General features: G+C 69.9%; 22 protein-coding genes and 1 pseudogene. 7 read left to right on the top strand and 16 right to left on the bottom strand.

What is annotated here, in order from left to right; genetic code table 11:
* Positions 1–4 precede the first annotated feature (4 nt).
* The 5 genes from AJAP_RS40495 to AJAP_RS40515 are packed head-to-tail and all read right to left on the bottom strand — an operon-like array spanning position 5 to position 4,329.
* Positions 5–652 (bottom strand): nucleoside/nucleotide kinase family protein, encoded by a 648-nt coding sequence (locus tag AJAP_RS40495; RefSeq protein ID WP_038521576.1) that lies wholly within the window; start codon positions 650–652, stop codon positions 5–7.
* Positions 649–1,518 (bottom strand): PfkB family carbohydrate kinase, encoded by an 870-nt coding sequence (locus tag AJAP_RS40500; protein ID WP_084098771.1) that lies wholly within the window; start codon positions 1,516–1,518, stop codon positions 649–651. The genes AJAP_RS40495 and AJAP_RS40500 overlap by 4 nt, the downstream gene beginning before the upstream one ends.
* Before the next feature lie 5 nt (positions 1,519–1,523).
* A complete protein-coding gene (locus AJAP_RS40505; RefSeq protein WP_038521581.1) occupies positions 1,524–2,330 on the bottom strand; it encodes an ATP-binding cassette domain-containing protein in 807 nt (268 codons plus the stop codon).
* Positions 2,327–3,316, bottom strand: a complete 990-nt coding sequence (locus AJAP_RS40510; RefSeq protein WP_037334541.1) for an ABC transporter permease — start codon at positions 3,314–3,316, stop codon at positions 2,327–2,329. Before AJAP_RS40510 ends, AJAP_RS40505 begins: the two co-directional genes overlap by 4 nt.
* Positions 3,313–4,329, bottom strand: a complete 1,017-nt coding sequence (locus AJAP_RS40515; protein ID WP_038521584.1) for a substrate-binding domain-containing protein — start codon at positions 4,327–4,329, stop codon at positions 3,313–3,315. Before AJAP_RS40515 ends, AJAP_RS40510 begins: the two co-directional genes overlap by 4 nt.
* Before the next feature lie 114 nt (positions 4,330–4,443).
* Between AJAP_RS40515 and AJAP_RS40520 the strand changes: the two genes are divergently transcribed.
* From AJAP_RS40520 to AJAP_RS40530, 3 genes are all read left to right on the top strand, one after another.
* Complete coding sequence (locus AJAP_RS40520; protein WP_037334537.1) at positions 4,444–5,478, top strand: LacI family DNA-binding transcriptional regulator; 1,035 nt, start codon at positions 4,444–4,446, stop codon at positions 5,476–5,478.
* Positions 5,479–5,566: 88 nt separating this feature from the next.
* The gene (locus tag AJAP_RS40525) at positions 5,567–6,436 is read left to right on the top strand and encodes a LacI family DNA-binding transcriptional regulator (protein ID WP_038521587.1); all 870 of its coding nucleotides are present in this window, start codon (positions 5,567–5,569) and stop codon (positions 6,434–6,436) included.
* 47 nt (positions 6,437–6,483) lie between these two features.
* Positions 6,484–7,017 carry a GNAT family N-acetyltransferase gene (locus AJAP_RS40530; RefSeq protein ID WP_038521590.1) on the top strand — a complete coding sequence of 178 codons (534 nt, stop codon included), beginning with the start codon at positions 6,484–6,486 and terminating at the stop codon, positions 7,015–7,017.
* Between the two features lie 324 nt (positions 7,018–7,341).
* On the opposite strand, the gene AJAP_RS40535 is transcribed toward AJAP_RS40530, so the two are convergent.
* On the bottom strand, positions 7,342–8,358 hold the full coding sequence (locus AJAP_RS40535) for a glycoside hydrolase family 76 protein (RefSeq protein ID WP_038521592.1): 1,017 nt from the start codon (positions 8,356–8,358) through the stop codon (positions 7,342–7,344).
* Between the two features lie 73 nt (positions 8,359–8,431).
* Here AJAP_RS40535 and AJAP_RS40540 point away from each other — a divergent pair, with 73 nt between their 5' ends.
* The gene (locus AJAP_RS40540) at positions 8,432–10,567 is read left to right on the top strand and encodes a molybdopterin oxidoreductase family protein (protein WP_038521595.1); all 2,136 of its coding nucleotides are present in this window, start codon (positions 8,432–8,434) and stop codon (positions 10,565–10,567) included.
* 70 nt (positions 10,568–10,637) lie between these two features.
* On the opposite strand, the gene AJAP_RS40545 is transcribed toward AJAP_RS40540, so the two are convergent.
* From AJAP_RS40545 to AJAP_RS40570, 6 genes are all read right to left on the bottom strand, one after another.
* On the bottom strand, positions 10,638–11,291 hold the full coding sequence (locus tag AJAP_RS40545; RefSeq protein ID WP_038521598.1) for a TrmH family RNA methyltransferase: 654 nt from the start codon (positions 11,289–11,291) through the stop codon (positions 10,638–10,640).
* 14 nt (positions 11,292–11,305) lie between these two features.
* Positions 11,306–11,698, bottom strand: coding sequence for a DUF2784 domain-containing protein (locus tag AJAP_RS40550; RefSeq protein ID WP_037334525.1), 393 nt, complete (start codon positions 11,696–11,698; stop codon positions 11,306–11,308).
* Positions 11,699–11,817: 119 nt separating this feature from the next.
* Complete coding sequence (gene pyrE, locus AJAP_RS40555; protein WP_007032460.1) at positions 11,818–12,381, bottom strand: orotate phosphoribosyltransferase; 564 nt, start codon at positions 12,379–12,381, stop codon at positions 11,818–11,820.
* A gap of 46 nt (positions 12,382–12,427) precedes the next feature.
* A complete protein-coding gene (locus AJAP_RS40560) occupies positions 12,428–14,962 on the bottom strand; it encodes an ABC transporter permease (protein WP_038524815.1) in 2,535 nt (844 codons plus the stop codon).
* Positions 14,962–15,759, bottom strand: coding sequence for an ABC transporter ATP-binding protein (locus tag AJAP_RS40565; protein WP_051972748.1), 798 nt, complete (start codon positions 15,757–15,759; stop codon positions 14,962–14,964). The genes AJAP_RS40560 and AJAP_RS40565 overlap by 1 nt, the downstream gene beginning before the upstream one ends.
* Before the next feature lie 71 nt (positions 15,760–15,830).
* The gene (locus tag AJAP_RS40570) at positions 15,831–16,310 is read right to left on the bottom strand and encodes a PepSY domain-containing protein (protein WP_038521600.1); all 480 of its coding nucleotides are present in this window, start codon (positions 16,308–16,310) and stop codon (positions 15,831–15,833) included.
* A 64-nt stretch (positions 16,311–16,374) separates the two neighbouring features.
* On the opposite strand from AJAP_RS40570, the pseudogene AJAP_RS45400 reads away from it, so the two are divergent.
* Together AJAP_RS45400 and AJAP_RS45405 are read left to right on the top strand one after the other, a co-directional pair.
* A pseudogene (locus tag AJAP_RS45400) lies at positions 16,375–16,653 on the top strand (MgtC/SapB family protein); the annotation flags it as partial.
* 124 nt (positions 16,654–16,777) lie between these two features.
* The gene (locus AJAP_RS45405; protein ID WP_267284166.1) at positions 16,778–16,912 is read left to right on the top strand and encodes a hypothetical protein; all 135 of its coding nucleotides are present in this window, start codon (positions 16,778–16,780) and stop codon (positions 16,910–16,912) included.
* On the opposite strand, the gene AJAP_RS40580 is transcribed toward AJAP_RS45405, so the two are convergent.
* Positions 16,909–17,676, bottom strand: coding sequence for an SDR family NAD(P)-dependent oxidoreductase (locus AJAP_RS40580; RefSeq protein ID WP_038521603.1), 768 nt, complete (start codon positions 17,674–17,676; stop codon positions 16,909–16,911). The two genes, AJAP_RS45405 and AJAP_RS40580, sit on opposite strands and share 4 nt — an antisense overlap.
* 121 nt (positions 17,677–17,797) lie before the next feature.
* On the opposite strand from AJAP_RS40580, the gene AJAP_RS40585 reads away from it, so the two are divergent.
* Positions 17,798–18,931, top strand: a complete 1,134-nt coding sequence (locus AJAP_RS40585; RefSeq protein WP_038521605.1) for a hypothetical protein — start codon at positions 17,798–17,800, stop codon at positions 18,929–18,931.
* Here AJAP_RS40585 and AJAP_RS40590 read toward each other — a convergent pair.
* From AJAP_RS40590 to AJAP_RS40600, 3 genes are all read right to left on the bottom strand, one after another.
* A complete protein-coding gene (locus tag AJAP_RS40590; protein WP_038521608.1) occupies positions 18,928–19,638 on the bottom strand; it encodes a type III secretion system chaperone family protein in 711 nt (236 codons plus the stop codon). The two genes, AJAP_RS40585 and AJAP_RS40590, sit on opposite strands and share 4 nt — an antisense overlap.
* Before the next feature lie 286 nt (positions 19,639–19,924).
* Positions 19,925–22,522: an ATP-dependent chaperone ClpB gene (gene clpB / locus AJAP_RS40595; protein ID WP_037334507.1), complete on the bottom strand. Its 2,598-nt coding sequence runs from the start codon at positions 22,520–22,522 to the stop codon at positions 19,925–19,927.
* A gap of 88 nt (positions 22,523–22,610) precedes the next feature.
* On the bottom strand, positions 22,611–23,795 hold the full coding sequence (locus tag AJAP_RS40600; RefSeq protein WP_038521610.1) for an MFS transporter: 1,185 nt from the start codon (positions 23,793–23,795) through the stop codon (positions 22,611–22,613).
* Positions 23,796–23,868 lie beyond the last annotated feature (73 nt).

Below are 23,868 nucleotides of genomic sequence, written 5' to 3' on the forward strand. Positions count from 1 at the left end.
CGGATCATATGGCGAAGTTGACCAGCGGCAGGTTCTCGAGGACCAGGTCGGCCCGGTCGCTGGTGGACGCGATCAGATCGGCGTTGCGCTGGTCGGAACCGAGCGCGCGGCGACGCGCTTCGACCAGCGAACGGCCGTAGCGGCGGTGCCGCGAGACGAGCCGCTCGATGCGCTCGGGTTCGTCCGGCGCGAGGAACCACGACTCGGCGAGGATCGGCTTCACGCCACTCCACGGGTCGTCCTGCATGAGCAGGTAGTTGCCCTCGGTGATGACCAGCGGGACGTCCGGCGTGACCGCGACGGCGCCGGCGATCGGCTCCTCGATCTCCCGGCGGAACTCGGGCGCGTAGACCGTCTCGCGGCCTTCGGCGAGCCTGCGCAGCAGGTGCACGTACCCGGCGGCGTCGAAGGTGTCCGGCGCGCCCTTGCGCTCCACCCGCCCGAGCCGCTGCAGTTCGACCTGCGCCAGGTGGAACCCGTCCATCCCGACCACGGCCGCCCGCGTGCCCAGCGCCTTCGCCAGGCCCCAGGCCAGTGTCGTCTTGCCGGACGCGGGGGCGCCGACGATGCCGAGCACACTGCGCTGTCCCGGCTTCGCCAGCGTCTGAGCCCTGCTCAACAGGTCCTCGAACACCGGAGGCATGGCACTCATGGCTGTCCTTCTCCCATCTTCGCGACCGCGGCCGTCCACGACCTCGGTCCTTCATGCCGCACCCGTTCGGCGGCCACCTCGTTGGCGAACCCGATCCAGCCCGGGACATCCCCTGTGCCCCTGGCGACCGCGTACGCGAAAGCCCCGTGCCAGACGTCGCCCGCGCCCAGCGTGTCACGCGCCCGCGCGACGGGAACGGGAACTGCACCGGATCCGTCCGTCGTCGACCAGCGGACCGGTTCGGGCCCGGCGGTCGTGACGACCACCGGCACGCCATGCTCACGCGGATCGTCCCCGCGGTACAGCGACGAGCACGCGGCGACGTCGACCAGCGGGAGGAGTTCGGGGAAGACCGGCTTCCAGCTCCCGGCGTCGAGCACCACCGGCACCTTCCGGTCCTTCGCCCAGCGCGCGACCGCCAGCGCGACCTCCGGATGGTGCCCGTCCAAGAGCACACACCCCGGCATTTCGTCCTCTGAATGCGGTAGTTGCGCGTGCAAGGACCGCATCGAGAGGACGAAACGCGAGGAAGCGTGGGCGTTGCGCGAGACGACGGTGCGTTCCCCGTCGGAATCGCGGACGACGATGGCGCTGATCGCGGGCGGATCCGGCCGTTCGGGATCGAGGTCGACCAGGTCGACGCCGTACGCCTCGAGGTCGGCGCGGGCGAGTGCCGCCAGCGGATGCGCACCGGCGACCGTCAGCAACGTCGCCCCGGCGCCGAGCGCGGCCACGGTCACCGCCGCGTTCGTCGCCGGCCCCCCGGCGGCGACGTCCATCGACAGCGAACGCACCTTCTCGCCCGGCGCCGGGATCTCGGCGACGCGCTGGATCTGGTCGACGGTGCACAGGCCCGCCAGCAGCACCTTCACTACAGGCCCGTGTGGACGGCTGAAGCGACCTCTTCGACCTCGCCGTTCTCACCGATCTTCAGCGCACCCGTGAGCAGGCCGACGACCTGGTTCATGGTGTGCGTCTTCGGTGAGACCACCGCGACCCGCTTTCCGAGGCGGTGCACGTGGATACGGTCGGCGATGTCGAACACGTGCGGCATGTTGTGGCTGATCAGCACCACCGGCAGGCCGCGTTCGCGGATGCGGTTGATCAGGTCGAGCACCTTGCCGGACTCGGCGACGCCGAGCGCGGCGGTGGGCTCGTCCATGATCACCGCCTTGGTGCCGAAGGCCGCCGCCCGCGCGACCGCGACACCCTGGCGCTGCCCGCCGGACAACGTCTCCACCGGCTGCGTGATGGATTTGATGTTGATGCCGAGCTCGTCCAGGATCCGCTGCGCGTCGGCCCGCATGGCGGCGCTATCCAGTTTGCGAAACACTCTCCCGAACAGGTCCGTGCGCCGCTTTTCTCGGCCGAGGAACATGTTGGACGCGATGTCGAGCGCGGGCGCGACGGCGAGATCCTGATACACCGTCTCGATCCCGTAATGCCGAGCGTCCAAAGGGGACTTGAAGTGGACGGTCCGACCGTCCACTTTGATCTCTCCGGCGTCCGGGATCACCGCGCCCGAAAGGGCTTTGATGAGGCTCGACTTCCCGGCGCCGTTGTCGCCGACGACGGCGAGCACCTCACCCGGGAACAGCTCGAAGTCGGCGCCGTCGATGGCGGTGACCCGGCCGTAGCGTTTGACCAGTCCCTGAGCGGACAACGTGGGCGTCGTCATGACTGCTGCCTCCTCGCGAACCGGTCGACGCAGACCGCGCCGATGAGCAGGGCGCCGGTGGCGACGTCCTGGTAGAGCGCGTCCACCCCGAGCTGGGTCAGCCCGGACCGCAGGACCGCGACGACCAGCGCGCCCATCATCGTGCCGAGTACCGAACCCCGGCCGCCGAACAGGCTCGCGCCGCCGAGCACCACCGCGGTGATGGAGTCGAGGTTGCCGAGCTGGAAGGCGTTCGGGTCGGCGTTCGGCACGCGGCCGAGCGCCTGCCAGGCGGCGATCCCGACGATCACCCCGGCGACGATGTACACCGAAAGGATCGTCCGGTTGACCTTGATCCCGGACAGCCGCGCGGATTCCGGCGCGTTGCCGACCGCGTAGACGTGCTTGCCCCACGGCGTCCGCGTGAGCGCGTACCAAAGTCCCAGGTACATCAGCAAAGCGAGCGTCATGCCGTAGGTGATCGGGATGCCGCCGAAGAGGTACCGGCGGGTGCCGAGCCATTTGAGCAGTTCGTCGGCGACCGGGACGGCCTGCCCGCTCGCGAACAGTTTCGCGGCCGCGGTGAGCACGGTCAGCAGGCCGAGCGTGACGATGAACGGCGGCAGTTTGATCCGGGTGACCAGCGAACCGGTGACCATCCCGATCACCACCGTCGCCACGATTCCCAGCAGCAGCGCCCAGATCCCGGAGACGCCGCCGACCACGAGCTTCGCCATGATCAGCGTCGCGAGCACCATCGCGGCCGCGTTGGCCAGGTCGATACCCGCGGTCAGGATGATCAGCGTCTGCCCGAGCGCGAGCGTGCCGACCACCAGGGACTGTTGCACCACAAGGGAAAGGTTGTCGAGGTCGAGGAAGGTGTCCGTCGACAGCGAGAACACCACGATCGCGACGAGCAGGGCCAGCGCGGGCCCGACCGCGGGCGCGCGCAGGAAGAACTCACCGATGGACGGGCGTTCGTTGCCTTTGAGGGTTGCGGTAGTCACTTCGTCCCCCAGCAGTTCTCGAGGCCCCACTTGGTGTCCTGGCTTTCGACGCCGGGGATCGGCTTGTCCGTGATCACCGCGGAACCGGTGTTGACGAACCCGCTCGGCTTCTTCCCGGTCTTGGCGTATTCGACGGCGGCGAGGACGCCCTGCTCGGCCATCTTCTTGGGGAACTGCATGACCGTCGCGGCGTACTGGCCGTCGCGTACGTTCTTGACGCCTTCGCAGCCGCCGTCGATCGAGCCCATCACGATCTGGTTCACCAGACCGCGGGCCTGGAGCGCGGCGTAGGTGCCGCGGCCCATCGGCTCGTTCATCGTGTAGACGGCGTTGATGTCGGTGGTGCGCTGCAGCAGGTTTTCGACACCCTGCTGCGCGAGGCTCTGGTCGCCGTTCGCGGGCGTCTTGCCCTTGATCTCCGGCGACGCGTCGGTGAGCCCGATGCCCTTGAGGAATCCGGTGTGCCGCTGGGTGTCCACTGTGGACCCGGCGGTGCCGTCCACCATGAACAGCTTCGGCGGCTTGCCGTTCAGGGCGGCCTTGACGTACGCGCCCTGCTGTCGTCCGGCTTCGAAGTTGTCCGTGGCGAAGGTGGCGTCGACGGCGGTGTCCGGTTCGGTCGCCGTGTCGAGCGCGATGACCAGCACCCCGGCCTTGCGGGCGCGGTCGATGGCGTCGAGGACGCCGGTCGAGGAACTCGGCGTGATCAGGATGGTGTTCGCACCCTGCTGCATGAGGTTCTCGATGGCGCGGACCTGACCGTCGTTGTCGCCGTCGAACTGGCCGGCGAGCGCGCTGAACTCCGCGCCGTTGGCCTCGGCGGCGGCCTTGGCGGCCGCTCTCAGCTCCACGAAGTAGGGATTGGTGTCGGTCTTGGTGACCAGGCCGACCTTGGCCTTGCCACCGCCGCCTGCGTTCGAGCCGCCACCCCAGTGGCGTTCGACGGTGCACCCGGCCGTGGTCACCGTCAAGGCGGCGGCCAGGGCGAGCGCGGCGAGACTGCGCTGTCTCATGGGGGATGCCCTCCGATTCAAGGCTGTCCGTGATGGACCGGAAGGTAGACAGGGTTATGCTCAGTCGCAAGCGTTTGCGCAAACGCTTGCCAGCTGACTTCACGAGGATTGGTAATGCCGCCGTCTCGCTCGTCCCGTCCCACCCAACGCGACATCGCCGAGCTGGCGGGAGTCTCGATCACCACCGTTTCCCACGTGGTCAACGGGACGAGGGCGGTGGCCGAGGACACCAAGCTGGCGGTGCTGCGCGCGATCGAGCAGACGGGCTACACCGGCGACGCCATCGCCCGCTCGCTGGTGACCGGCGGGACGCGGTCGATCGGCGTCGCGATCTCGCTGATCGCGAACCCGTACTTCGCCGTGCTGATCCAGGCGATCGAACGCGAGGCCGCGCTCGCCGGGTACACGGTCTTGCTCGCGGACACGCACGACACCGTCGACACCGAGCGTGAGACCGTGCGGACGCTGCGTTCGCGCCGGGTGGACGGGTTGCTGATCACGCCGTCGCCGGGCGACGGTTCGGTGATCGGCGAGCTCGTCTCGCTCGACGTCCCGACCGTGCTCATCGACCGGCTCTCCACGCGCACCGACGTCGACCAGGTCGGCGCGGAGAACATCCAATCGACGTCGGCGCTGACGGCGCATCTGGCGTCGCTCGGGCATCAGCGGATCGGCATGATCAGCGGCACGGCCGGGCTGAGCACCAGCGAGGAGCGGATCCTCGGCTATCGGCTGGGGCTCGGGCGCTCGGGTTTGACCTGGTCGGAGGACCTGGTCGCGTGCGGGCAGTCTTCGCAGGCCGGTGGCGCGCTCGCGCTGAGCACGCTGCTCGCGCTCCCGGAGCCGCCGACGGCGCTCGTGGTCGCCAACGACACCATGATGGTCGGCGTGCTGCACGAGTTGCGGCGTCGCGGCTTGCGCGCGGGTGTCGACCTGCCGGTGGTGGTCTACGACGACGTCGAGTGGGCCGATCTGGTCGACCCGCCGCTGACCACGATGGCCCAGCCGATCGAGGAGATAGGCACACAGGCGGTGCGTCTGTTGCTCGCCCGCATCAACGATCCCGCACGCAAGGCCCAGACGATGCGGATTCCGCCTACGCTCCGCCATCGTGCGTCCTGCGGATGCGCTCTCGTTCACTCACATTGATGATTGTTGGGAGACTTTCCGGTCTCGCCGCCGAGTGACGCTCCGTCAGCCGTTACCGTCATTCAAGCTCGGATGAAGGCGTGGAGCGATGACCGCATTGTCCCCGGCGTTACCCCTGTGGGAGGACACCCCTGTCACCCACCGGTTCGGGGTGGCCATGGCGATGCACGCGAACCCGTATTCGGGTGAACTCGTCCGCGCCATCCGCCGCGCCGCGCGCCGTCACGGCTGCGAGATCACCCTCGCCGACACCGGCGACAGCGTCGCCGAAGAAGCCGCGGTCATCCGCGCGCTGCGGGCGGACCGCGTCGACGGTGTCCTGCTCGTCCCGGCGGCCGGCGACGAAGCGGTGATCAACGGGCTGGTCCGGATGGGTGTGCCGACCGTGCTCGTCGACCGGATGGCCGGACGCAACGACGTCGACCAGGTCGGTTCCGAGAACATCCAGGCCGTGTGCGCGCTCGTGCGGCACCTGGCGGGGCTGCGGCACCGCAAGATCGGCTTCATCTCCGGCGAAGAGGACGTGACCACCTACGAGGAGCGGGCGCTGGGCTACCGGCTCGGCCTCGGCCGCTCCGGCCTGCGGTGGACGTCGCAGCTGGTCGCGTGCGGGCGGTCGACCCCCGGCGGCGCGGCCGCCGCGACCGCGAAACTGCTCGACAGCTGGCCGTCGCCGACCGCGCTCGTGGTGGCGAGCGAGGCGATGATGATCGGCGTCCAGTACGAGGCGCACCGGCTCGGCATCCGGATCGGGCGCGACCTCGCGATCGTCGGCTACGGCGACATGGAGTGGGCCGGGCAGGTGACCCCGGCGGTCACCACGATGGCGCAGCCGATCGAGGAGATCGGGCGCAAGGCCGTCGAACTCCTGCTGGCCCGGATCACCGACCCTGAGCGACGACCCGAATCCGTACGGCTCGCGCCGCGGTTCATCCACCGGCAGTCGTGCGGCTGCTGAATCACAAGTCGCTGGTGAGAAGCCCGCCGCCGGGTGATGATGGCGGCATGACCGACCTGTGGACCGTGCACACCGCCGACCTCGAAGCAGGCGTGCTGACGTCGGCACGCGCTCTGCTGGACGACGCTTTCGACGGCGATTTCAGCGACCACGACTGGGAAAACGCCCTCGGCGGCATGCACACGCTCGTGTGGGAGGCCGGCGAGCTGATCGGGCACGCGTCGTTGGTCCAGCGGCGGCTCGTGCACGACGGCCGGGTCCTCCGCACGGGTTATATCGAGGCGGTCGCCGTCCGGTCGGATCACCGGCGGCGTGGGCACGGCGCCGCGATGATGGACGCGCTGGAGCGGGTCCTGCGGAAGGCGTACGACCTCGGGGCGCTCTCGGCGTCCGACGAGGCGCTGGAGTTCTACGCGTCGCGGGGCTGGCTGCTGTGGCGCGGGACTTCGTCGGCCATGACGCCTACGGGTATCGAGGCGACGAAGGAGGAGGACGGGTCGATCCATGTGCTGCCGGTGGGGGTCACGCTGGATCTGGACGGGGAGATCACCTGCGACTGGCGTTCCGGCGACGTCTGGTGACCCGCGTTTCCTGACGTTGCGAAAGCCACTTTCGCAACGTTGAAGGTTGCGAAAGTGGCTTTCGCAACCCCCGCCACCTCCGCCCCATCACCGCGTTTAGTCCTCTAAATGCGGAAGAGCGGTCGGCTGGCGGCCGTGTCGGCGTAGTGAAGGCCTCCTTTCCTACCTTCAGCGTAGGGAAGGAGGCCTTCACAACCGCCAGAGCCGCACCACTCGCGGTCTCCGCCTCCCTGACGTTGAGAAAGCCACTTTCGCAACGTTGAAGGTTGCGAAAGTGGCTTTCGCAACCCCGCTACCTCGGCCTCACCATCCGCGTTCAGAGGACTAAATGCGGTGTTCCAGGGTGGCCGCGGCTTCGAGCAGCATCCACGCGCTCACCTGGACGGACAGGTCGCGTTCGGGAGCGTCGGCGGCGAGGGGCAGCGAAGGCGCCGGAGTCGCCCAGTCTGCGCTGAAGAGCGGACCGTGCGGCGTCTCGGTGGCACCCGACCAGCACGCGTCAGCCGACCGGATGACCAGGTCGCGCGCCACCCCGCTCGGCAGCAGCGGCGCCGCGAGCGCCAGGTACCGGGCGAGGATCCCGCCGAACAGGCCGCCGTCGCCGCCTTCCTGGCCGCGGATCACACCGTTCGGCGCGACGTGTTCCGCGACCGCGTGGATCGTGTGCTCCACTCTGTCCATTTCGGACAGTTCAAGGCAGGCGCCGAGGTAAACACCTTGGCAGTACGTGAAAATATGCTTCACCAGTTCGCCACTGCCGACGCGTAGGCCGTCCCACACCAGCCCGGTTTCCGGGTCGACGAGCCGTTCGGTCATCCAGTCGGCCAAGCCGCGAGCGTGCTGCGCCGAGCCTTCGCGGGCGTGGAAGATCGCGGCCGGGCCGTTCGCGGGCGCGTTCTTGAAGTCGTCGCCGACGCGCCACCAGATCCCGCCGCCCGCGTCGTCGGTCCAGCCTTCGCGCAGCCGAGAACTGATCGCCTCCAGCCCACCGCGGACGTCCAGCCCGAGATGCCCCACGCGTTGCAGCGCGAGGCCGAGCCAGGCGATGTCGTCGTAGTAGTCGTTGATCCACTTGCCGAAGTTGCGCAGCCGCACGGACACCACGAACCGGTCGATCAGCTTCAGCCGATCCGGCGACGGATCCCGCAACTGAGCGTCGACGAGGGTCTCCAGCAGATGCGCCTGCCACCAGTAGTTCCAGTGCCAATGGACGCGCTGCCCCGTCGAGGGCGGCCAGCCGCTGCGGCCCAGCACGGTCCCCGGCAGCCCCCACACGCGGCGCAGATGCCGGTCGCGGATCGCGCGCTCGGCGGTCGCGGCCCGGTCGGCGAGAGCAGTCATCGGGCCATCATCCCTTGCCCGCTGACATACCGCTCAGTATGTTGGGATGATTCCCGGACCCGCGAGGTGCTTCATGACCACGGCGCACGTGACCTGCCCGCTTTGCGAAGCCACCTGCGGTCTGGAGGTGACGATCGACGAGAAGAGCCTGGTGACCCGGGTTCGGGGCGACAGCGAGGACGTCTTTTCGAAGGGCTACATCTGCCCGAAGGGCGCTTCGCTCGGCGCGCTGCACCATGACCCGGACAGGCTCACCGCGCCGCTGGTCAAACGGGACGGCGAGTTCGTCGAGGTCACCTGGGACGAAGCGTTCGCCGAGATCGACCGGCGGCTCCGGCCGATCATCGACGAGCACGGCCGGAACGCCGTCGCGGTCTACGCCGGCAACCCGACGGTGCACAACTCGGCGCTGGTGCTCTACGGCCGCGTGTTCTTCAAAGCCTTGGGCACCAGGAACTTCTACACCGCGACCACGGTCGACCAGATGCCGAAGCACTTCTCCTCCGGCTACCTGTTCGGCGACCCGCAGACCATCCCCGTCGCGGACCTCGACCGCACCGAGCACCTGCTGATCCTGGGCGCGAACCCGTTGGTGTCCAACGGAAGCCTGATGACCGCCCCGGACACCCGCGGAAAGCTGCGCGGGATCCAGAAACGCGGCGGCAAGATCGTCGTCCTCGATCCGCGCCGCACCCGGACCGCGCAGCTCGCCGACGAGCACCACGCGATCCGGCCCGGCACCGACGCCTTGTTCCTGTTCGCGCTGGTCAACGTCCTGTTCGCGGAGAACCGCGTCCGTCCCGGCGAGCACGTCGACGGTGTCGACGAGGTCCGCGCGCTCGCGGAGCCGTTCACGCCGGAGGCGGTCGCGCCCGCGACCGGGATCGACGCCGCGGAGATCCGCCGTATCGCGCTCGAACTCGCGGACGCCGAACGCGCCGCGGTGTACGGCCGGATGGGCACCACGACCCAGGCGTACGGCACCATCGCGAGCTGGCTGGTCGACGTCCTCAACACGCTGACCGGCAACCTCGATCGCGAAGGCGGCGTGATGTTCCCGCTGCCCGCCCTGTGGCGGCCGCGCCGGTCGTCGCCGTTCACCAGCGGCCGCTGGACGAGCCGGGTGCGCGGGTATCCCGAGGTGCTCGGCGAACTGCCGGTGGCCACGCTCGCGGACGAGATCGAGACGCCCGGCGAAGGCCAGGTGCGGGCGCTGGTGACCATCAGCGGCAACCCGGCGCTGAGCACGCCGAACTCCGCGCGGCTCTCGGAAGCGCTGCGGCAGCTGGATTTCATGGTCTCGCTCGACGTGTACCTCAACGAGACCACGCGGCACGCCGACGTCATCCTGCCCGGGCCGTCGCCGCTGGAGCGGCCGCATTACGACGTCGCGCTGTACGCGCTCGCCGTGCGCAATGTCGCGAACTGGACGCCGCAGACGCTCGAGACGGACATGCCGCAGGAGTGGGTGACCCTGCTGCGGCTGGCCGGGATCGCCGCCGGCCAGGGCCCGGACGTCGACGTCGCCGCCTTCGACACGATGGTCGCGGGCGAAACGGCGCGACGCACCGGCGTCGATCTCTCGCTGGCCGAAGGTCGTACGGGACCGGCACGGATGATCGATCTGATGCTGCGCGGCGGACCGTACGGACTGAGCCTGGCCGACCTCGAAGCCGCCCCGCACGGCATCGACCTCGGCGCGCTCAAGCCGCGGCTGCCCGAAGCGCTCGCCACCGCGAGCGGGAAGGTCGAATTGGCCCCGGAGGCGATCACGAAGGATGTACCGCGGCTGCGCGCGGAGCTGGACAAGGCGCCCGACGGCGGGCTGCTGCTGATCGGGCGACGGCATCTGAGCTCGAACAACTCGTGGATGCACAACCTGACGCCGCTGGTGCGCGGTAGGAACCGGTGCACCGTCCAGGTGCATCCGGACGACGCGTCCCGGCTCGGGCTGACCGACGGCGGGCTCGCATCGGTGACTTCGCGGGCGGGCAAACTCGAAGCGCCGGTGGAGGTCACGGCCGACGTCCGGCCCGGCGTGGTGAGCATGCCGCACGGCTGGGGGCACGACCTCGACGGAACGCGGACGAAGGTCGCCGCGGCGCACGCCGGGGTCAACTCGAACCTGGTCGCCGACGAAACCCTGCTCGACGTGCCGTCCGGGAACGCCGTCCTGAACGGGATCCCGGTGGAGGTGGCCCCCGTCTAGCCCGCGTTTCGTCCTCTGAATGCGGTAGTTGCACGCGCAAGGAGCGCATTCAGAGGACGAAATGCGGGGGTCACCAGGCTTGGGCGAGATCGGCGTGCTGCCGGACCCAGGCGTGCATGACGATCCCGGCGGCGACGCCGGCGTTGATCGAGCGGGTCGTGCCGAACTGCGCGATCGAAACGACCAGCGACGCCGTCTTCTGCGCCTCGGCCGACAACCCCGGCCCTTCCTGGCCGAACAGCAGGACACACTCGCGCGGCAGTTCGGCGGTCTCGACGGGCTGCGAACCGGGCGTGTTGTCGACGGCGACCACGGCGAGGCCTTCCGTCGCGGCGAAGGTCAGCAGGCCGTTGACGTCCTCGTGGTGGAGAAGGTGCTGGTAGCGGTCGGTCACCATGGCGCCGCGCCGGTTCCAGCGCCGCCGCCCGACGATGTGCACCGCCGCCGCGGCGAACGCGTTCGCCGTCCGGACCACGGTGCCGATGTTGTGGTCGTGCTGGAAGTTCTCGATCGCCACGTGGAACGGATGCCGACGGCCGTCCACATCGGACACGATGGCCTCGCGCCGCCAGTAGCGGTACGGGTCGACGACGTTGCGGCGGTCGCCGTTGGCCAGGAGTTCCGGGTCGTAGCGCTCGTCCGCGGGCCACTCGCCCTCCCACGGACCGACGCCGACCTCTTCCCGCGCCACCCATTCGGTGGGCCCGGCCTCGTTCTCAGTCACTCGGTGATTGTCACTCAGCCCATGCTGACGCGGTGCGCCGGTGCGTCTCCGTCGTGGTGGCGGTGACGCCAGCGCTGGTACGCGCCGACGTAGGACACGATCACCGTCGCCATCGCGATCACGACGACGACCGGCAGCGACGAACGCGGGAACACGGTGTCGTAGAGGTAGTAGGCGTTGAAGCCGCCGGGCAGGTCGCCGAGGCCCTGCTGGTGCCGGAAGTAGTTCTCGGCCGCCGTCAGCGGGCAGGGCCACGGGAAGACGTTGACGAGAACACCCCATGCGGCGAAGAACACATGCACGAAGATCACCTTCGGCCACCGCCACGCCAGGAAACCGCCGAATCCTATGAACAACAGTGCGAAAATGTGCACCGCGACTGTCACGTTCGCCAGGAAACCCGCCACCTCAAGCCCCCTTTCACACCCCTACCAGCGACGTTACCCCTCTCGTCTTGAGAAACGCTCACGAAAAAAGGGGCATCCTCCGTTCGCACACGGAGGATGCCCCCTTCGGGACGCTTTACTCAGGACAGACCGAGATCGTCCTTGTTCAGGATGTAACGGTATTCGAGGCCTTCCTTCTCGATGGCCTCGCGCGCTCCGGTGTCCCGGTCGACGACCGTCGCGACACCGACCACGTTCGCTCCGGCCTCGCGCAGCGCCTCGACGGCGGTGAGGACGCTGCCACCGGTGGTCGAGGTGTCCTCGACGGCCAGCACGCGCTGCCCCAGCACCTCGACGCCTTCGATCCGGCGCTGCATGCCGTGTTCCTTGACGGCCTTGCGGACGACGAACGCGTCGAGCACGACGCCGTCGGTCGCCGCGGAGTGCAGCATCGCCAGCGCCACCGGGTCCGCGCCGAGGGTCAGGCCGCCGGCGGCGACGTAGTCCCAGTCGTGCGTGAGCTGCCGGAGCAGCTTCCCGATGAGCGGCGCGGCCGCGTGATGCAGCGTCGCCCGCCGAAGGTCGATGTAGTAGTCGGCTTCCTTGCCAGAGGACAAGGTCACCTTGCCGTGCACGACGGCGAGTTCGCCGACCAGTCTCGCCAGTTCGAGTTTCGCCGCTTGATCCAACCCGGGGTACGCCACGGCCGAGAGTCTTACACACGGCCCGCCGGGTCCTTCGACGGTAGCTCTAGTCACTGCCGGCCGTCGCCGCGTCGACGGCCGGGCCGCGGGTGGCCGCCCAGGCCGGGATCAGGGTCGCCGCCAGCGCGAGGGCCGCGGCGAGCCCGATGATGGTCAGGTAGATCAACGGCGAGCCCATCGGCAGCAGCGAATCGGCCGCCACCAGGCAGAACGGGACGATCGCGCCCGCCGAGACGACGGTGCCGAGCACGATCCCGACCAGTGCGACGAGCCCGCCTTCGAAGCCGGCCATCCGCAGCACCTGTGCCCTCGTCGAGCCGGTGAGCCGCTGGAGGCCGAACTCGCGGCGTCGCCGCACGGTCGCCATCACGAGCGTGTTGGCGACCGAAATCACCGTGTAGGCGATGATCATCCCGACCAGCAGGTAGTTCACCCACGCGCCGACGGCCTGGTCCTTGTCGTGCGCCGCGACGAGCGCCGCCCGGTCGCCGACGGACACCGGCAGTCCGGCCGTCGCCTCGCGGAGCCGCTCGGTGAGCACCGCCGGATCGACGTCCGGGGCGGCGCGGACCAGCATCTGCGGGGCGAGCCCGGCGGTGGTGTGCGGGGCCAGGAGACCGGCCGGGAGCAGCAGGCTTTCGAAGCCGGGGCGCTGGCTGGTCACCGCGACGACCTTGACGTCGACGGGCACGCCGTCGCCGAGCCGCAGGCTGAGCGTGTCGCCGAGGCCGCGCCCATAGTCCTTCGCGAAGACCTCGGGGAGCGCGACGGTCAAGCCGGTCAGCGCCGTCAGATCGCCCTGGGTCACCTTGGTGTCGGTCGTGGCGGCCGCGCCGGAAGCGGTGAGGCCGATCGCCGGACGCCCCTCGTCGGAGGAGTCGTACGGCTTCTCGAGGAACACGCTGCTGGTGACGTACTCGGACGCGCCGGCGACGCCGGGCACGGCCTGGATGCGCTGGACGAGGTCCGGGGACAGCCCGCCCGCGACGGAACCGATCACGGCGTCCGCCCGGACGTCTTCGGTGAAGGCCTGGTTCGCCAGCTCCTGCTGGGTGGTCTGCAGGTAGATGTTCGCGGTCGCGATGCCGACGGCGAGCATGATCGGGGTGACCGCGCCCGCCGCCCGGACGATGCCGGCGCGGGTGTTGAGCACGGCGAGTTTGGCGTCGATGCCGCCGAGCAGGCGCATCGGCCACTGCAGGATCGCCGTCATCACCTTGGCGACGCCGGGCGTGATCATCGCGACGCCGATCGCCCAGAGGATCACCGCGGGGCCGGCGGTACTGGCCGCGATCGGTCCGGTCATCACCGCGACGGTCACGATGGCCAGCGCGGTGCCGCCGCCGAAGCAAAGAGCGGCGACGATGAAGCGCGTCGGGGTCAGCCAGCGGCGGGTGACCGCGGCCTCGGCGAGCGCCTCGGTCGGCCGGATCTTCCCGGCGCGACGGCCGGCGACGAAGGCGGCGATGAACACCGCGAGCATCGCGGCTCCCGCGCCGACGACGGCAGGCAGCCAGCCCTGGTAGAACCGCAGGACCGGGGGCACCACACCGTTCTCGACGAGCTGACCGAACAGCCACTCGCCGAGGATCGGGCCCAACAAGGCGGCGAGCGCGGTGGCCAGCAGGCCGACGGCCAGCGCTTCGCCGAGCACCATGCGCCGGAGCTGACGCGGGGTCGTGCCGATCGCCCGCATCAGCGCGAGTTCCCGCGAACGCTGCTGGGTGGACAGGCTCAGCGTGCTGGCGACGACGAACATCGCGACCATCACCGAAAGCCCACCGGACACCGCGGCGATGACGATCAGGTTGGTCCCGCTCGTATCGGCCTCGGGGAACTCCGCGACACCGCGGTCGATACCGGTCAGGACGTTCGCGCCGGACGCGGCCTCGGCGACCTTCGCCTGCACCGTTTCGACGTCGGCGCCGGGATCGGTGAAGACACCGATGACGTCGGCCTTGCCGGGGTGCCCGGAGAGCCGGGCGGCGTCGGCGGCGGAAAAGAACACGGCGGCCTGTGTGATCGAACGCGGCGCACCGGCCACTCCGGCGACGCGGAACGATTCGGTCTTGCCGCGCGCGGCGATCTGCACGACGTCACCGGGCTTCGCGCCCCACGAGGACTCGACGACGACCTCGCCCGCGACGGGCGCGGCACCCGCGACCAGCGCGTACGGGGTCAAGACGGCGGAGTCCCAAGCGTGGCCGAGCGCGGGTTTCCCGCCCGCCGCGAGCGGGAAGCTCACTTCGCCGACGACGTCCGAGACGCCGGGAACGGACCGCAGCCGGGAGACCAGGCCGTCGTCGAGCCGGACGCGTTCGGGAAGCCGCGCGTCCTCGAACTTGCGCTTGTCGTCGGGTTCGAGGGAGGCAGGGTCCTCCTTGGGCAGCTCGAAGGTCTGGCCGCCGGTGACGAGGATCGGGGCGGCCGCGAGCCGCTGAGGTTCCGCGTTGCCGCGGATCCCCGTCTCCATCAGGCCGCCGCACGAGGCGACGATCAGCGCGCCGAAGAAGACGGCGATGAAGGTGCCGATGAAACCGCCCTTGCGCAGGCGCAAGGTCCGGAAGGCGAGTCGCAGCATCACGCCCCCGCCCTGACCGGGCCGGTGTTCTGGCCCCTCCGCTGAGACGCGTACGTCGGGGCTGCCCAAGCACCCAGGTGGGTCATGCGTTCGGCGACGACGTCCGCGGTCGGCGCGTGCAGTTCGTCCGCGATCCGGCCGTCGGCCAGGAAGATGACGCGGTCCGCGTACGAGGCCGCCATCGGGTCGTGGGTCACCATGATCACCGTCTGACCGGTGGTGCGGACCGAACCGCGCAGCAGTTCGAGGACCTCGGCGGCGGTGCGGGTGTCGAGCGCCCCGGTCGGCTCGTCGGCGAAGACCACCGCGGGCCGGGTGACCAGCGCCCGCGCGATCGCCACGCGTTGTGCCTGCCCGCCGGACAGTTCACCGGGAAGGTGCTTGCGGCGGCCGGAAAGCCCGACGCGGGCCAGCATCTCCTCGACGACGCGACGATCCGGCTTGGCACCGGCGAGCTGCTGCGGGAGCGTGACGTTCTGCTCGACGGTCAGCGCCGGGAGCAGGTTGAAAGCCTGGAAGATGAAGCCCACCCGGTCGCGGCGCAGCTTCGTCAGCTTCGTCTCGCTCATCCCGGCCAGCTCCTGCCCGTCGAGCACGACGGATCCGGACGTCGGCCGGTCCAGCCCGGCCGCGCAGTGCAGGAAGGTGCTCTTGCCCGAGCCCGAAGGCCCCATCACGGCGGTGAATCCGCCACGCGGGAACGCGAGCGTCACCCCGTCCAGCGCGACGACGCCCTTGCCGTATTCCTTGCGGACGCCGTCGAGCCGGACCGCGTCTCCGTTCCACCCAGGGTTCATGGTGAAAACCCTAGGAATCCCAGGTCGGAAGCACCCTGGGGCGAGCGTGCGTCTCCTTGGTAGGGCGGGCCCTACCTGACCGCCCCGGTCTTGGCGTCCACGTCGAGGTCGTGCTCGATCCCCTTGCCGTCACGCAACCCGACCTGCCAGACGAGGGCACCGTCGGTGGCGCGGTCGATCTCCATCTCGTCGAGCTCGCCCGGCTGCCGTTGCTGCGCGGCCTGCAGCGCCTTGACCGCGTCGACGTCCGCCTGCGCGATCTTCGCCAGGTCGTCGCTCGGCTTCGCCGTCTGCTGATCGCCGAGGACCTGACCGCCGTCCCGGCTCACGCGGATCTTGTGTTCCTGTCCGCCGGACGCGACCTTGATCTCCCAGCCGTCGTTCGCGGGCTCCACGTCGAACACCCGCCCGCCGGGCACGGCGGCCGCCGCGGCTTGGATCGCCTTCACCGGCTGGGCTTCCGGCCCCGGATCCGCGGGCCCCGGCGGTGGCTCGGTGGAACAAGCGGCCAGCGTCAGCGCGACCGCGATGACGAGAAGTGATGACTTCATGATCCGCGCGTACCCGCCCGGCGCGAGCTCGAACCGTCGCCGGGCCGGATGGCACTGTGGGGTGATGGTCTCGAACGGACAGGGCTGGCTCCAGATCGGCGAGCTGACGACGGCGTTCGCGCTTTCGGCGGCGATCGGGCTGGAGCGGCAGATCAGGGGCAAGAGCGCCGGGCTGCGGACCCAGACGATCGTGGGCACGGCGTCCGCGCTGATCCTTTTGGTCAGTAAGTACGGTTTCGGCGACATCCTCGCGACCGGGCAGGTGGTACTCGACCCGTCGCGGATCGCGGCGCAGATCGTCTCCGGTGTCGGGTTCCTCGGCGCCGGGCTGATCATCACCAGGCAGGGCGCGATCCGGGGACTCACGACGGCCGCGGCGGTCTGGGAGACCGAGTTACGCGGACGGGCAGGGTGTCCTGCGCGATCTGCTCGCGCTCTGCACGAGCCACCGATGGTCGATCACGTCCTTGCGGATCACCGACGACCGCGACGGCGAGGTGACGGTCTCACTCGACCTCACCGGCCCCGATCACGCCGCCGCCCCGACCGTGCTCGCCGCGACCGAAGGTGTGCGGTCCATCGAAACCACCGATGACGACTAGGTGCGGCCCTTGCCGCCGAAACCGCCGCCGAGTTTGCGCAGCACCGCCCTCGGCAGCAATCCGCCGACCGCGACGAGCGCCTTGTACTGCAGGCTCGGCACCGAAATAACCTTGCCGCGGCGCAGATCCGCGAGCGCCTCGTCGACGACCTGGTCGACACCGAGCCAGAACGCCTTCGGTCCTGGCTTGTCCAGCCCCGCCCGCTCGTGGAACTCCGTGGTGGTGAACCCGGGGCACAGCGCCATCATGCGGATGTTCTTCGGCAGCGAGGCGGCGATGCCCTCGGTGAACGAGGTGACCCAGTTCTTGCTGGCGGTGTACGTCGAGCCGCGGCCGCTGAAGAAACCGGCGACCGAGCTGACGTTGATGATCGCGCCCTCGCCGCGGTCGATCATGCCCGGCAGCGCGGCGCGGGTCAGCCGCAGGACGGCCGTGACGTTGACGTCGAGCTGACGCTGCAGCGCGTCCGGCGGGATGGTCCAGAAATCGCCGTTGAGGCCGAAGCCCGCGTTGTTCACCAGCAGGTCCACCGGCTCGCCTTCCAGGCGGGCTTCGACCAGCGCACGTCCGTCCACTTCGGACAGATCGGCGGGCAGGACGACGACGTCGACGCCGTGCGCCTCGATCAGTTCCGCCGCGAAGCCCTCCAGCCGGTCGACGTCGCGGGCGACGAGCACGAGGTCGTACCCCTCGGCGGCGAGCCGGCGCGCGAACTGCGCACCGATGCCGGCGGTGGCACCGGTGATCAGGGCGGTCTGTGTCATGCCGCCGAACCTACTCCTCGGTCGGATTCCGGGAAGACGCTCGGATGAGGCGAGCGTGGGGGTCACCCACCGTGGGGATTTGACGTGCAATGGCCGGAGTCGGGAAGTATCGTCCGCCCCCATGGGGAAGCACAGCAGGCGCAAGCCGAGCTACCTGCCCAAAGTCGCGGTCGGCGCGGCGCCGCTGGCGTTGTTGCTCGCCGGCCCGGCCACCGCGATCGCCACCCAGACCGACCCGTCGATCCCGCTGCCCCTCGACCACCAGCGCGAAGGCAGCCTCGACCGCGGAGCCGGCTTCACCACCGAAGGCGACACATCCGTCTTTCGCGGTTTCTTGACCAACACCGAACGGAACGTCTTCGGCAAGGACCTCGGCGACGCGAAGGTCGTCGCGGACGTCCGCCGCTCGGTGAGCGAGACCGTCGAGACCCGCGAGAGTGTCACGGCCCGCCCGGACAAGGTCGGCGCGCTCGGCGCGGCGAAGACCACCGAGACCCTCAAGCAAGGCCAGCGCGAAGCCGTGAAGGCCGACCGCTACGGCAGCGTCGTCGCCGGGAACGAGACCGAACTCGAGCGGACCGGCGCCCGGCTGACCGAGGTCGCGCTCGACCCGCGCACCGGCGTCCCCACCTTCGTCTCCCAGGACGGCCGCGGGCTCCACGCGGCCGAGGGGACCTACCACGCCGTCCGCCCGCTGCCGGGGATCGGCGTGATCAACGAGACGGACCAGCGAGCAGGCGGCACTCTCGACCGCGCCGTCCGGCTCGACGGCGGGTTCACCGGCGACCTCGGCGGTGTCCTGGAGGCCGGTCGGTCGTCGGGCCACGCGGTCGACTTCGGTGACCTCGCGGCCGTCGGGACGACGTCGACGCAGCACGGCAACGGCCGGTTCAAGGGTGTTCTCCCGCTCGACGTCGGCTCGGGCGCCGCCTTCGGCCAGGAACACGCGCTCGGCGGCACCGTCGGCCCGGGGACCGGGTTGGTGACCACCGGACAGGACGTGGATCTGGCGCAGCACGGCGGCGGATTCACCGGAGCCGGTTCGCACACCATCAGCGGCGACCTCGGTATCGGCGAGGTCGCGTCCGCCCGCGGCACCACGACGTCGTCCGTGCGCGGGGTGCTGCCCACCGCCGATCCTGCGCAGGCGGGGCATGTGACGCAGTCCGGGACGCTCGACCTGACGTTGCTCGGTCAGCCGGCTCACACCGGCTACGTCGCCGGAGCGCTCCCGCTGGAACTCAAACCGACTTAGGCCTGCGGCTCGATGTCGTCAGGGGTCTCGGTCTGCCAGTGGCGGCCCGGGGTCGGGGCGTTGTCGTACTCCTCGTCGAACGGGTCGACGATGTCGGCGATCTCGCCGAGGTCGCGCAGCAGCCGCTCGAGCCGCGACGGCCCGGCGTTCGGGGCGACGCTCGCGAGCACCCACTCGTTCTCCAGCCACGCCACGCCGACGTCGCCGCCGAGCGAATCCGCCGCGTCGACGAGTTCCTGCGTGATCACCTTGCGGGCGCCCTCGGAGTCGTCCGCGAAGGCGTAGCGCTGACCGATCGGGCCGAGCATCTCGGGCATGTCCTGGCGCTGGAACGGCACGCTGGACAGCCACATCTCCAGCGGCGTCTCGTGCACGCGGTTGCAGCGCACGGCGACCACGACGGCCGGGATCTGGCCCTCGGTCTCGATGTCGAAGATGAAGACGGGGCGCCGTCCGTCGGAGGTGAAGGTGGACCCGGCCACGACGTTGACCGCCAGCTGCGCGCCGAAGTAGCCGATCGCGCCGTTGGACCACTGCCGCGGCAACCGCTCGTCCTCTTCGACGAACTGCCAGCCGCGCAGCTCGGCCCAGCGCATGCGCTCGCGATTGCGCGAGCCCTCCTTCGCCCGGTCGGCCGCGAGCAGCGCCAGCCCCGCCACCAAGGCGACGGCGGCGATGACGAACCAGATCCACGCCGGAATACCCACGACGGTCAGGGTATCCCCCTGCCCTCACCGGATGTGATCGCCGGGCGCCGTGTCGCGCGCCCCTTTCGGTGCGGCACCCGGGAAAGACCACGAAAGACGCGAGGAAAGGTCGACAAATCGCCGTGTCGCCAACGCCATGAAAGGTCCTTTCCTCGCGAAATTTGCAAGGAAAGGACCTTTCATGGCACTCAGGCGAGGGAGACCAGATGCCTCGACCACCCCGGTGCGGCGATCACACGTGATCAGACGGACGACACGTGTGATCAGCCGGACGACTCACGAGGCCTCAGTCCACCCGCGTGACCGTCAGGGCGTCCGACGCCTCCTGGGCCGGGATGTCCACCCGGACCGTGTCGCCGTCCCGGATCTCACCGGCCAGCAACTGCTTCGCCAGCTTGTCGCCGATCGCCGACTGCACGAGCCGCCGCAGCGGCCGCGCGCCGTAGATCGGGTCGAAGCCGTTCAGCGCGAGCCACTCGCGTGCCCCGTCGGTGACCTCCAGCGTCAGGCGGCGCCGCGAAAGCCGCGTGGCGAGCCGCTCGATCTGGATGTCCACAATGGACGTCAGCTCGTCGGTGCCCAGCGCGTGGAAGACCACGATGTCGTCCAACCGGTTCAGGAACTCCGGTTTGAACTGCCGCTGCACCACCGACATCACCGCGTCGTTGCGCTGACGCTCGTCGAGCGCCGGGTCGGCGATGGCCTGCGAGCCGAGGTTCGACGTCAGCACCAGGATGGTGTTGCGGAAGTCGACCGTGCGGCCCTGGCCGTCGGTGAGCCGTCCGTCGTCGAGCACCTGCAGGAGCACGTCGAACACGTCCGGGTGCGCCTTCTCGACCTCGTCCAGCAGCACCACCGAATACGGCCGCCTGCGCACCGACTCGGTCAGCTGCCCGCCCTGGTCGTAGCCGACGTAGCCCGGGGGCGCACCGACCAGGCGCGCCACCGAGTGCTTCTCGGCGTACTCGCTCATGTCGATCCGCAGCATCGCGCGCTCGTCGTCGAACAGGAACTCCGCCAACGCCTTCGCCAGCTCGGTCTTGCCGACACCGGTCGGGCCGAGGAACAGGAACGAACCGGTCGGCCGGTCGGGGTCGGCGACGCCGGCCCGGGTGCGGCGCACCGCGTCCGAGACGACCTGCACGGCCTCCTTCTGGCCGACGACCCGCTTGCCGAGCTCCTCCTCCATCCGGAGCAGCTTGCCCGTCTCGCCTTCCAGCAGCCGCCCGGCCGGGATGCCGGTCCACGCGCTGACCACGTCGGCGACGTCGTCCGCGCTGACCTCCTCCTTGAGCATGACGTTCTGCTGGCTGACCTCGTTCGCCTCGGTCGCGGCCTGGAACTCCTTCTCCAGCGCGGGAATCCGGCCGTAGCGGAGTTCGGCGGCCTTGCCGAGGTCGCCGTCGCGTTCGGCGCGTTCGGACTCGCCGCGCAGCTGCTCCAGCTGCTCCTTGAGTTCGCGGACGCGTTCGATCGAGCCCTTCTCGTTCTGCCAGCGCGCGGTCAGCGCGGTCAGCGTTTCCCGCTTTTCGGCCAGTTCCGAGCGCAGCGCGGCGAGGCGTTCCTTGGACGCGGCATCGTCCTCTTTGGACAACGCCATCTCCTCGATCTCCATCCGCCGCACGGCGCGCTCGACCTCGTCGATCTCGACGGGCCGCGAGTCGATCTCCATGCGGAGCTTCGAAGCGGCCTCGTCGACCAGGTCGATCGCCTTGTCCGGCAGGAACCGGGCGGTGATGTAGCGGTCGGACAGCGTCGCGGCGGCGACCAGCGCGGCGTCGGTGATGCGCACACCGTGGTGCACCTCGTACCGCTCCTTGAGCCCGCGCAGGATGGCGATGGTGTCCTCAGGGGACGGTTCGCCGACCAGCACCTGCTGGAAACGCCGCTCCAGCGCGGCGTCCTTCTCGATGTGCTCGCGGTACTCGTCGAGCGTGGTCGCGCCGACCATCCGCAACTCGCCGCGGGCGAGCATCGGCTTGATCATGTTGCCCGCGTCCATCGCGCCCTCACCGGTCGCGCCGGCGCCGACGATGGTGTGCAGCTCGTCGATGAAGGTGACGACCTCGCCCGCGGAGTCGGTGATCTCCTTGAGCACGGCCTTCAGCCGCTCTTCGAACTCGCCGCGGAACTTGGCGCCCGCGACCATCGAGCCGAGGTCCAGCGCCACCACGCGCTTGCCGCGCAGCGACTCCGGCACGTCACCGGCGACGATGCGCTGGGCGAGCCCTTCGACGATGGCCGTCTTCCCGACGCCGGGTTCGCCGATCAGCACCGGGTTGTTCTTGGTGCGGCGCGAGAGCACCTGCACCACGCGGCGGATCTCGGTGTCACGGCCGATCACCGGATCCAGCTCGCCCGCCCGGGCGCGCTCGGTCAGGTCGACGCCGTACTTCTCCAGCGCCTTGAACGTGCTTTCGGGATCGGCGCTGGTGATCCGCGCGGAGCCGCGCACCTTGGCGAACGCCTCGCGCAGCGCGTCCGGGGTGGCGCCGTGCCGTTTGAGCAGCTCGGCCACCGGCCCGCCTTCGGTGGCGAGGCCGACGAGGAGGTGCTCCGTCGAGACGTATTCGTCGCCGAGTTCGGTCGCGAGCTTCTGCGCGTGCGTCAGCGCCTTGACGGCGTTCGTGTCGAACTGCGGGCTCGACACGGTGGCGCCGGTCGCCGACGGCAACGCCGCGATCAGCGGCTCCAGCTCCTTGTGCACCTGCGCCGGATCGGCCCCGACCGCGGTCAGCAGCGGTGCGGTGAGCCCCTCACCCTGCGCCAGCAGGGCGCCGAGCAGGTGTGCGGCGGCCACGTGCGGGTTTCCCGCCATCGTGGCCGCCTGGGCCGCCGACGAGATCGCCTGCTGGGTCTTCGTGGTCGGGTTGAAAGCGTCCATCCCTCACCTCGTACTAGGTCTTGCAAAGCTCTGTCGACAGGTACAACGTCAGGAAAGTTGAGTCTGTTCCACTCAACTCCGAAAAGTTTCAGCCCCCGGTCGGGGAGACGGCCTCCGCGGGCAGCCGCGGACCCACCCGGCCGAGGCCGACGACGGCGGTGCAGGCGCACGCGGCCACGAGCACCCACGGGATCCAGACTGCCACGGAGAACAGCGCGACGACGGCCGGAGCGATCACCGCGGCGAGCGTGAACGCGTATTGGAAGGCCGCCAGATATCGGCCCCGCGCCTCCGGCGGCGCCGCCGCTTCGGCCAGCGCCCCGGAGCGCGGACCGAACGCGAGATCGCCCGCGGCCAGCACGAGGGTCGCGCCGAGCAGGTAAACCGGCTGGAACACCTTCGGCACGAACACCACCATCAGGCAGGCGAGGCACCACACCGCGAACAACGCCGAACCCGCGCGCATCGCGGCGATCCGGGTCAGCTTCCTGGTCAGCCGCAGCCCGACGACTCCACCCAGACTGGTGACGACGGTGAGCAGCGCGATGATCGCCCCAGGTAGCCATCGAGGCCCCTGCAACGCATTGAAGACGTACACGGGCATTCCGATGAGGAAGAAGTCCATCGTGAGCGCGAAGAGACCGCTGAACACGATGAGCGCCAGGTACGGACGGTCCCGCCAGACCCGCACGGACCCCGGGCACCGCCGCAGGTGCCGAGGGGCGGGCGTCACGAGAGTCGAGAGGATGGCGGCGGCGATGACGAAGGTGGCGACGTCGATCATCACGGCGACGTAGAGGCCTTCGCGCCCGATCCAGACCAGCAGCCCTGCCGCCGCGAGCCCGCCCAGCCCGAAGCCCGCGGAGCGGACCATCGCGGCTTCGGCGAACGGCCGGTCCTTCGGCCCTTCGCCCGCGACGTCGGCGATGAGCGAGAACTGCGAGCTGTAGAACAGCTGCTGCCCTGCCGCGAGCATGACGGACGCGCCGACGACCCCGGCGAACCCACGGGCCAGCAGGAAGGCGCCCACCCCGGCGGCCTGCAGGACGTGGGCGCAGATCATCACCGTCCGCGGGCCGATCAGGTCGACGAGCCGCCCGGCGAACGCGGGGACGAGCAGGCCGGCCAGCGCACCGAGAGTGACCGCACTCCCCGCCTGAGCGAGGGGGAGACCCACCACGCGGATGACGAAGACCAGCCCGAGCGGGAGGAACAGTCCCGAGCCGAAGTTGTCGATTCCCAAGGCGACCAGCAATGCGACCCGGTTACGCACAGATACGACGCTACCGGCGTCACAGCGCTACGAAAGGTCCGTTCAGTCAAGACCGGCGGGTAGCAACGGCCGC

The organism is Amycolatopsis japonica (assembly GCF_000732925.1).
Lineage (GTDB): Bacteria > Actinomycetota > Actinomycetes > Mycobacteriales > Pseudonocardiaceae > Amycolatopsis > Amycolatopsis japonica.

Bases quoted from the DNA above. Each gene is read 5' to 3' on its own strand.
- AJAP_RS40495 (WP_038521576.1), bottom strand. From the start codon at position 652: ATGAGTGCCATGCCTCCGGTGTTCGAGGACCTGTTGAGCAGGGCTCAG.
- AJAP_RS40505 (WP_038521581.1), bottom strand. From the start codon at position 2,330: ATGACGACGCCCACGTTGTCCGCTCAGGGACTGGTCAAACGCTACGGC.
- AJAP_RS40515 (WP_038521584.1), bottom strand. From the start codon at position 4,329: ATGAGACAGCGCAGTCTCGCCGCGCTCGCCCTGGCCGCCGCCTTGACG.
- AJAP_RS40520 (WP_037334537.1), top strand. From the start codon at position 4,444: ATGCCGCCGTCTCGCTCGTCCCGTCCCACCCAACGCGACATCGCCGAG.
- AJAP_RS40525 (WP_038521587.1), top strand. From the start codon at position 5,567: ATGACCGCATTGTCCCCGGCGTTACCCCTGTGGGAGGACACCCCTGTC.
- AJAP_RS40530 (WP_038521590.1), top strand. From the start codon at position 6,484: ATGACCGACCTGTGGACCGTGCACACCGCCGACCTCGAAGCAGGCGTG.
- AJAP_RS40535 (WP_038521592.1), bottom strand. From the start codon at position 8,358: ATGACTGCTCTCGCCGACCGGGCCGCGACCGCCGAGCGCGCGATCCGC.
- AJAP_RS40540 (WP_038521595.1), top strand. From the start codon at position 8,432: ATGACCACGGCGCACGTGACCTGCCCGCTTTGCGAAGCCACCTGCGGT.
- AJAP_RS40560 (WP_038524815.1), bottom strand. From the start codon at position 14,962: ATGCTGCGACTCGCCTTCCGGACCTTGCGCCTGCGCAAGGGCGGTTTC.
- AJAP_RS40565 (WP_051972748.1), bottom strand. From the start codon at position 15,759: ATGAACCCTGGGTGGAACGGAGACGCGGTCCGGCTCGACGGCGTCCGC.
- AJAP_RS40570 (WP_038521600.1), bottom strand. From the start codon at position 16,310: ATGAAGTCATCACTTCTCGTCATCGCGGTCGCGCTGACGCTGGCCGCT.
- AJAP_RS40580 (WP_038521603.1), bottom strand. From the start codon at position 17,676: ATGACACAGACCGCCCTGATCACCGGTGCCACCGCCGGCATCGGTGCG.
- AJAP_RS40585 (WP_038521605.1), top strand. From the start codon at position 17,798: ATGGGGAAGCACAGCAGGCGCAAGCCGAGCTACCTGCCCAAAGTCGCG.
- clpB (WP_037334507.1), bottom strand. From the start codon at position 22,522: ATGGACGCTTTCAACCCGACCACGAAGACCCAGCAGGCGATCTCGTCG.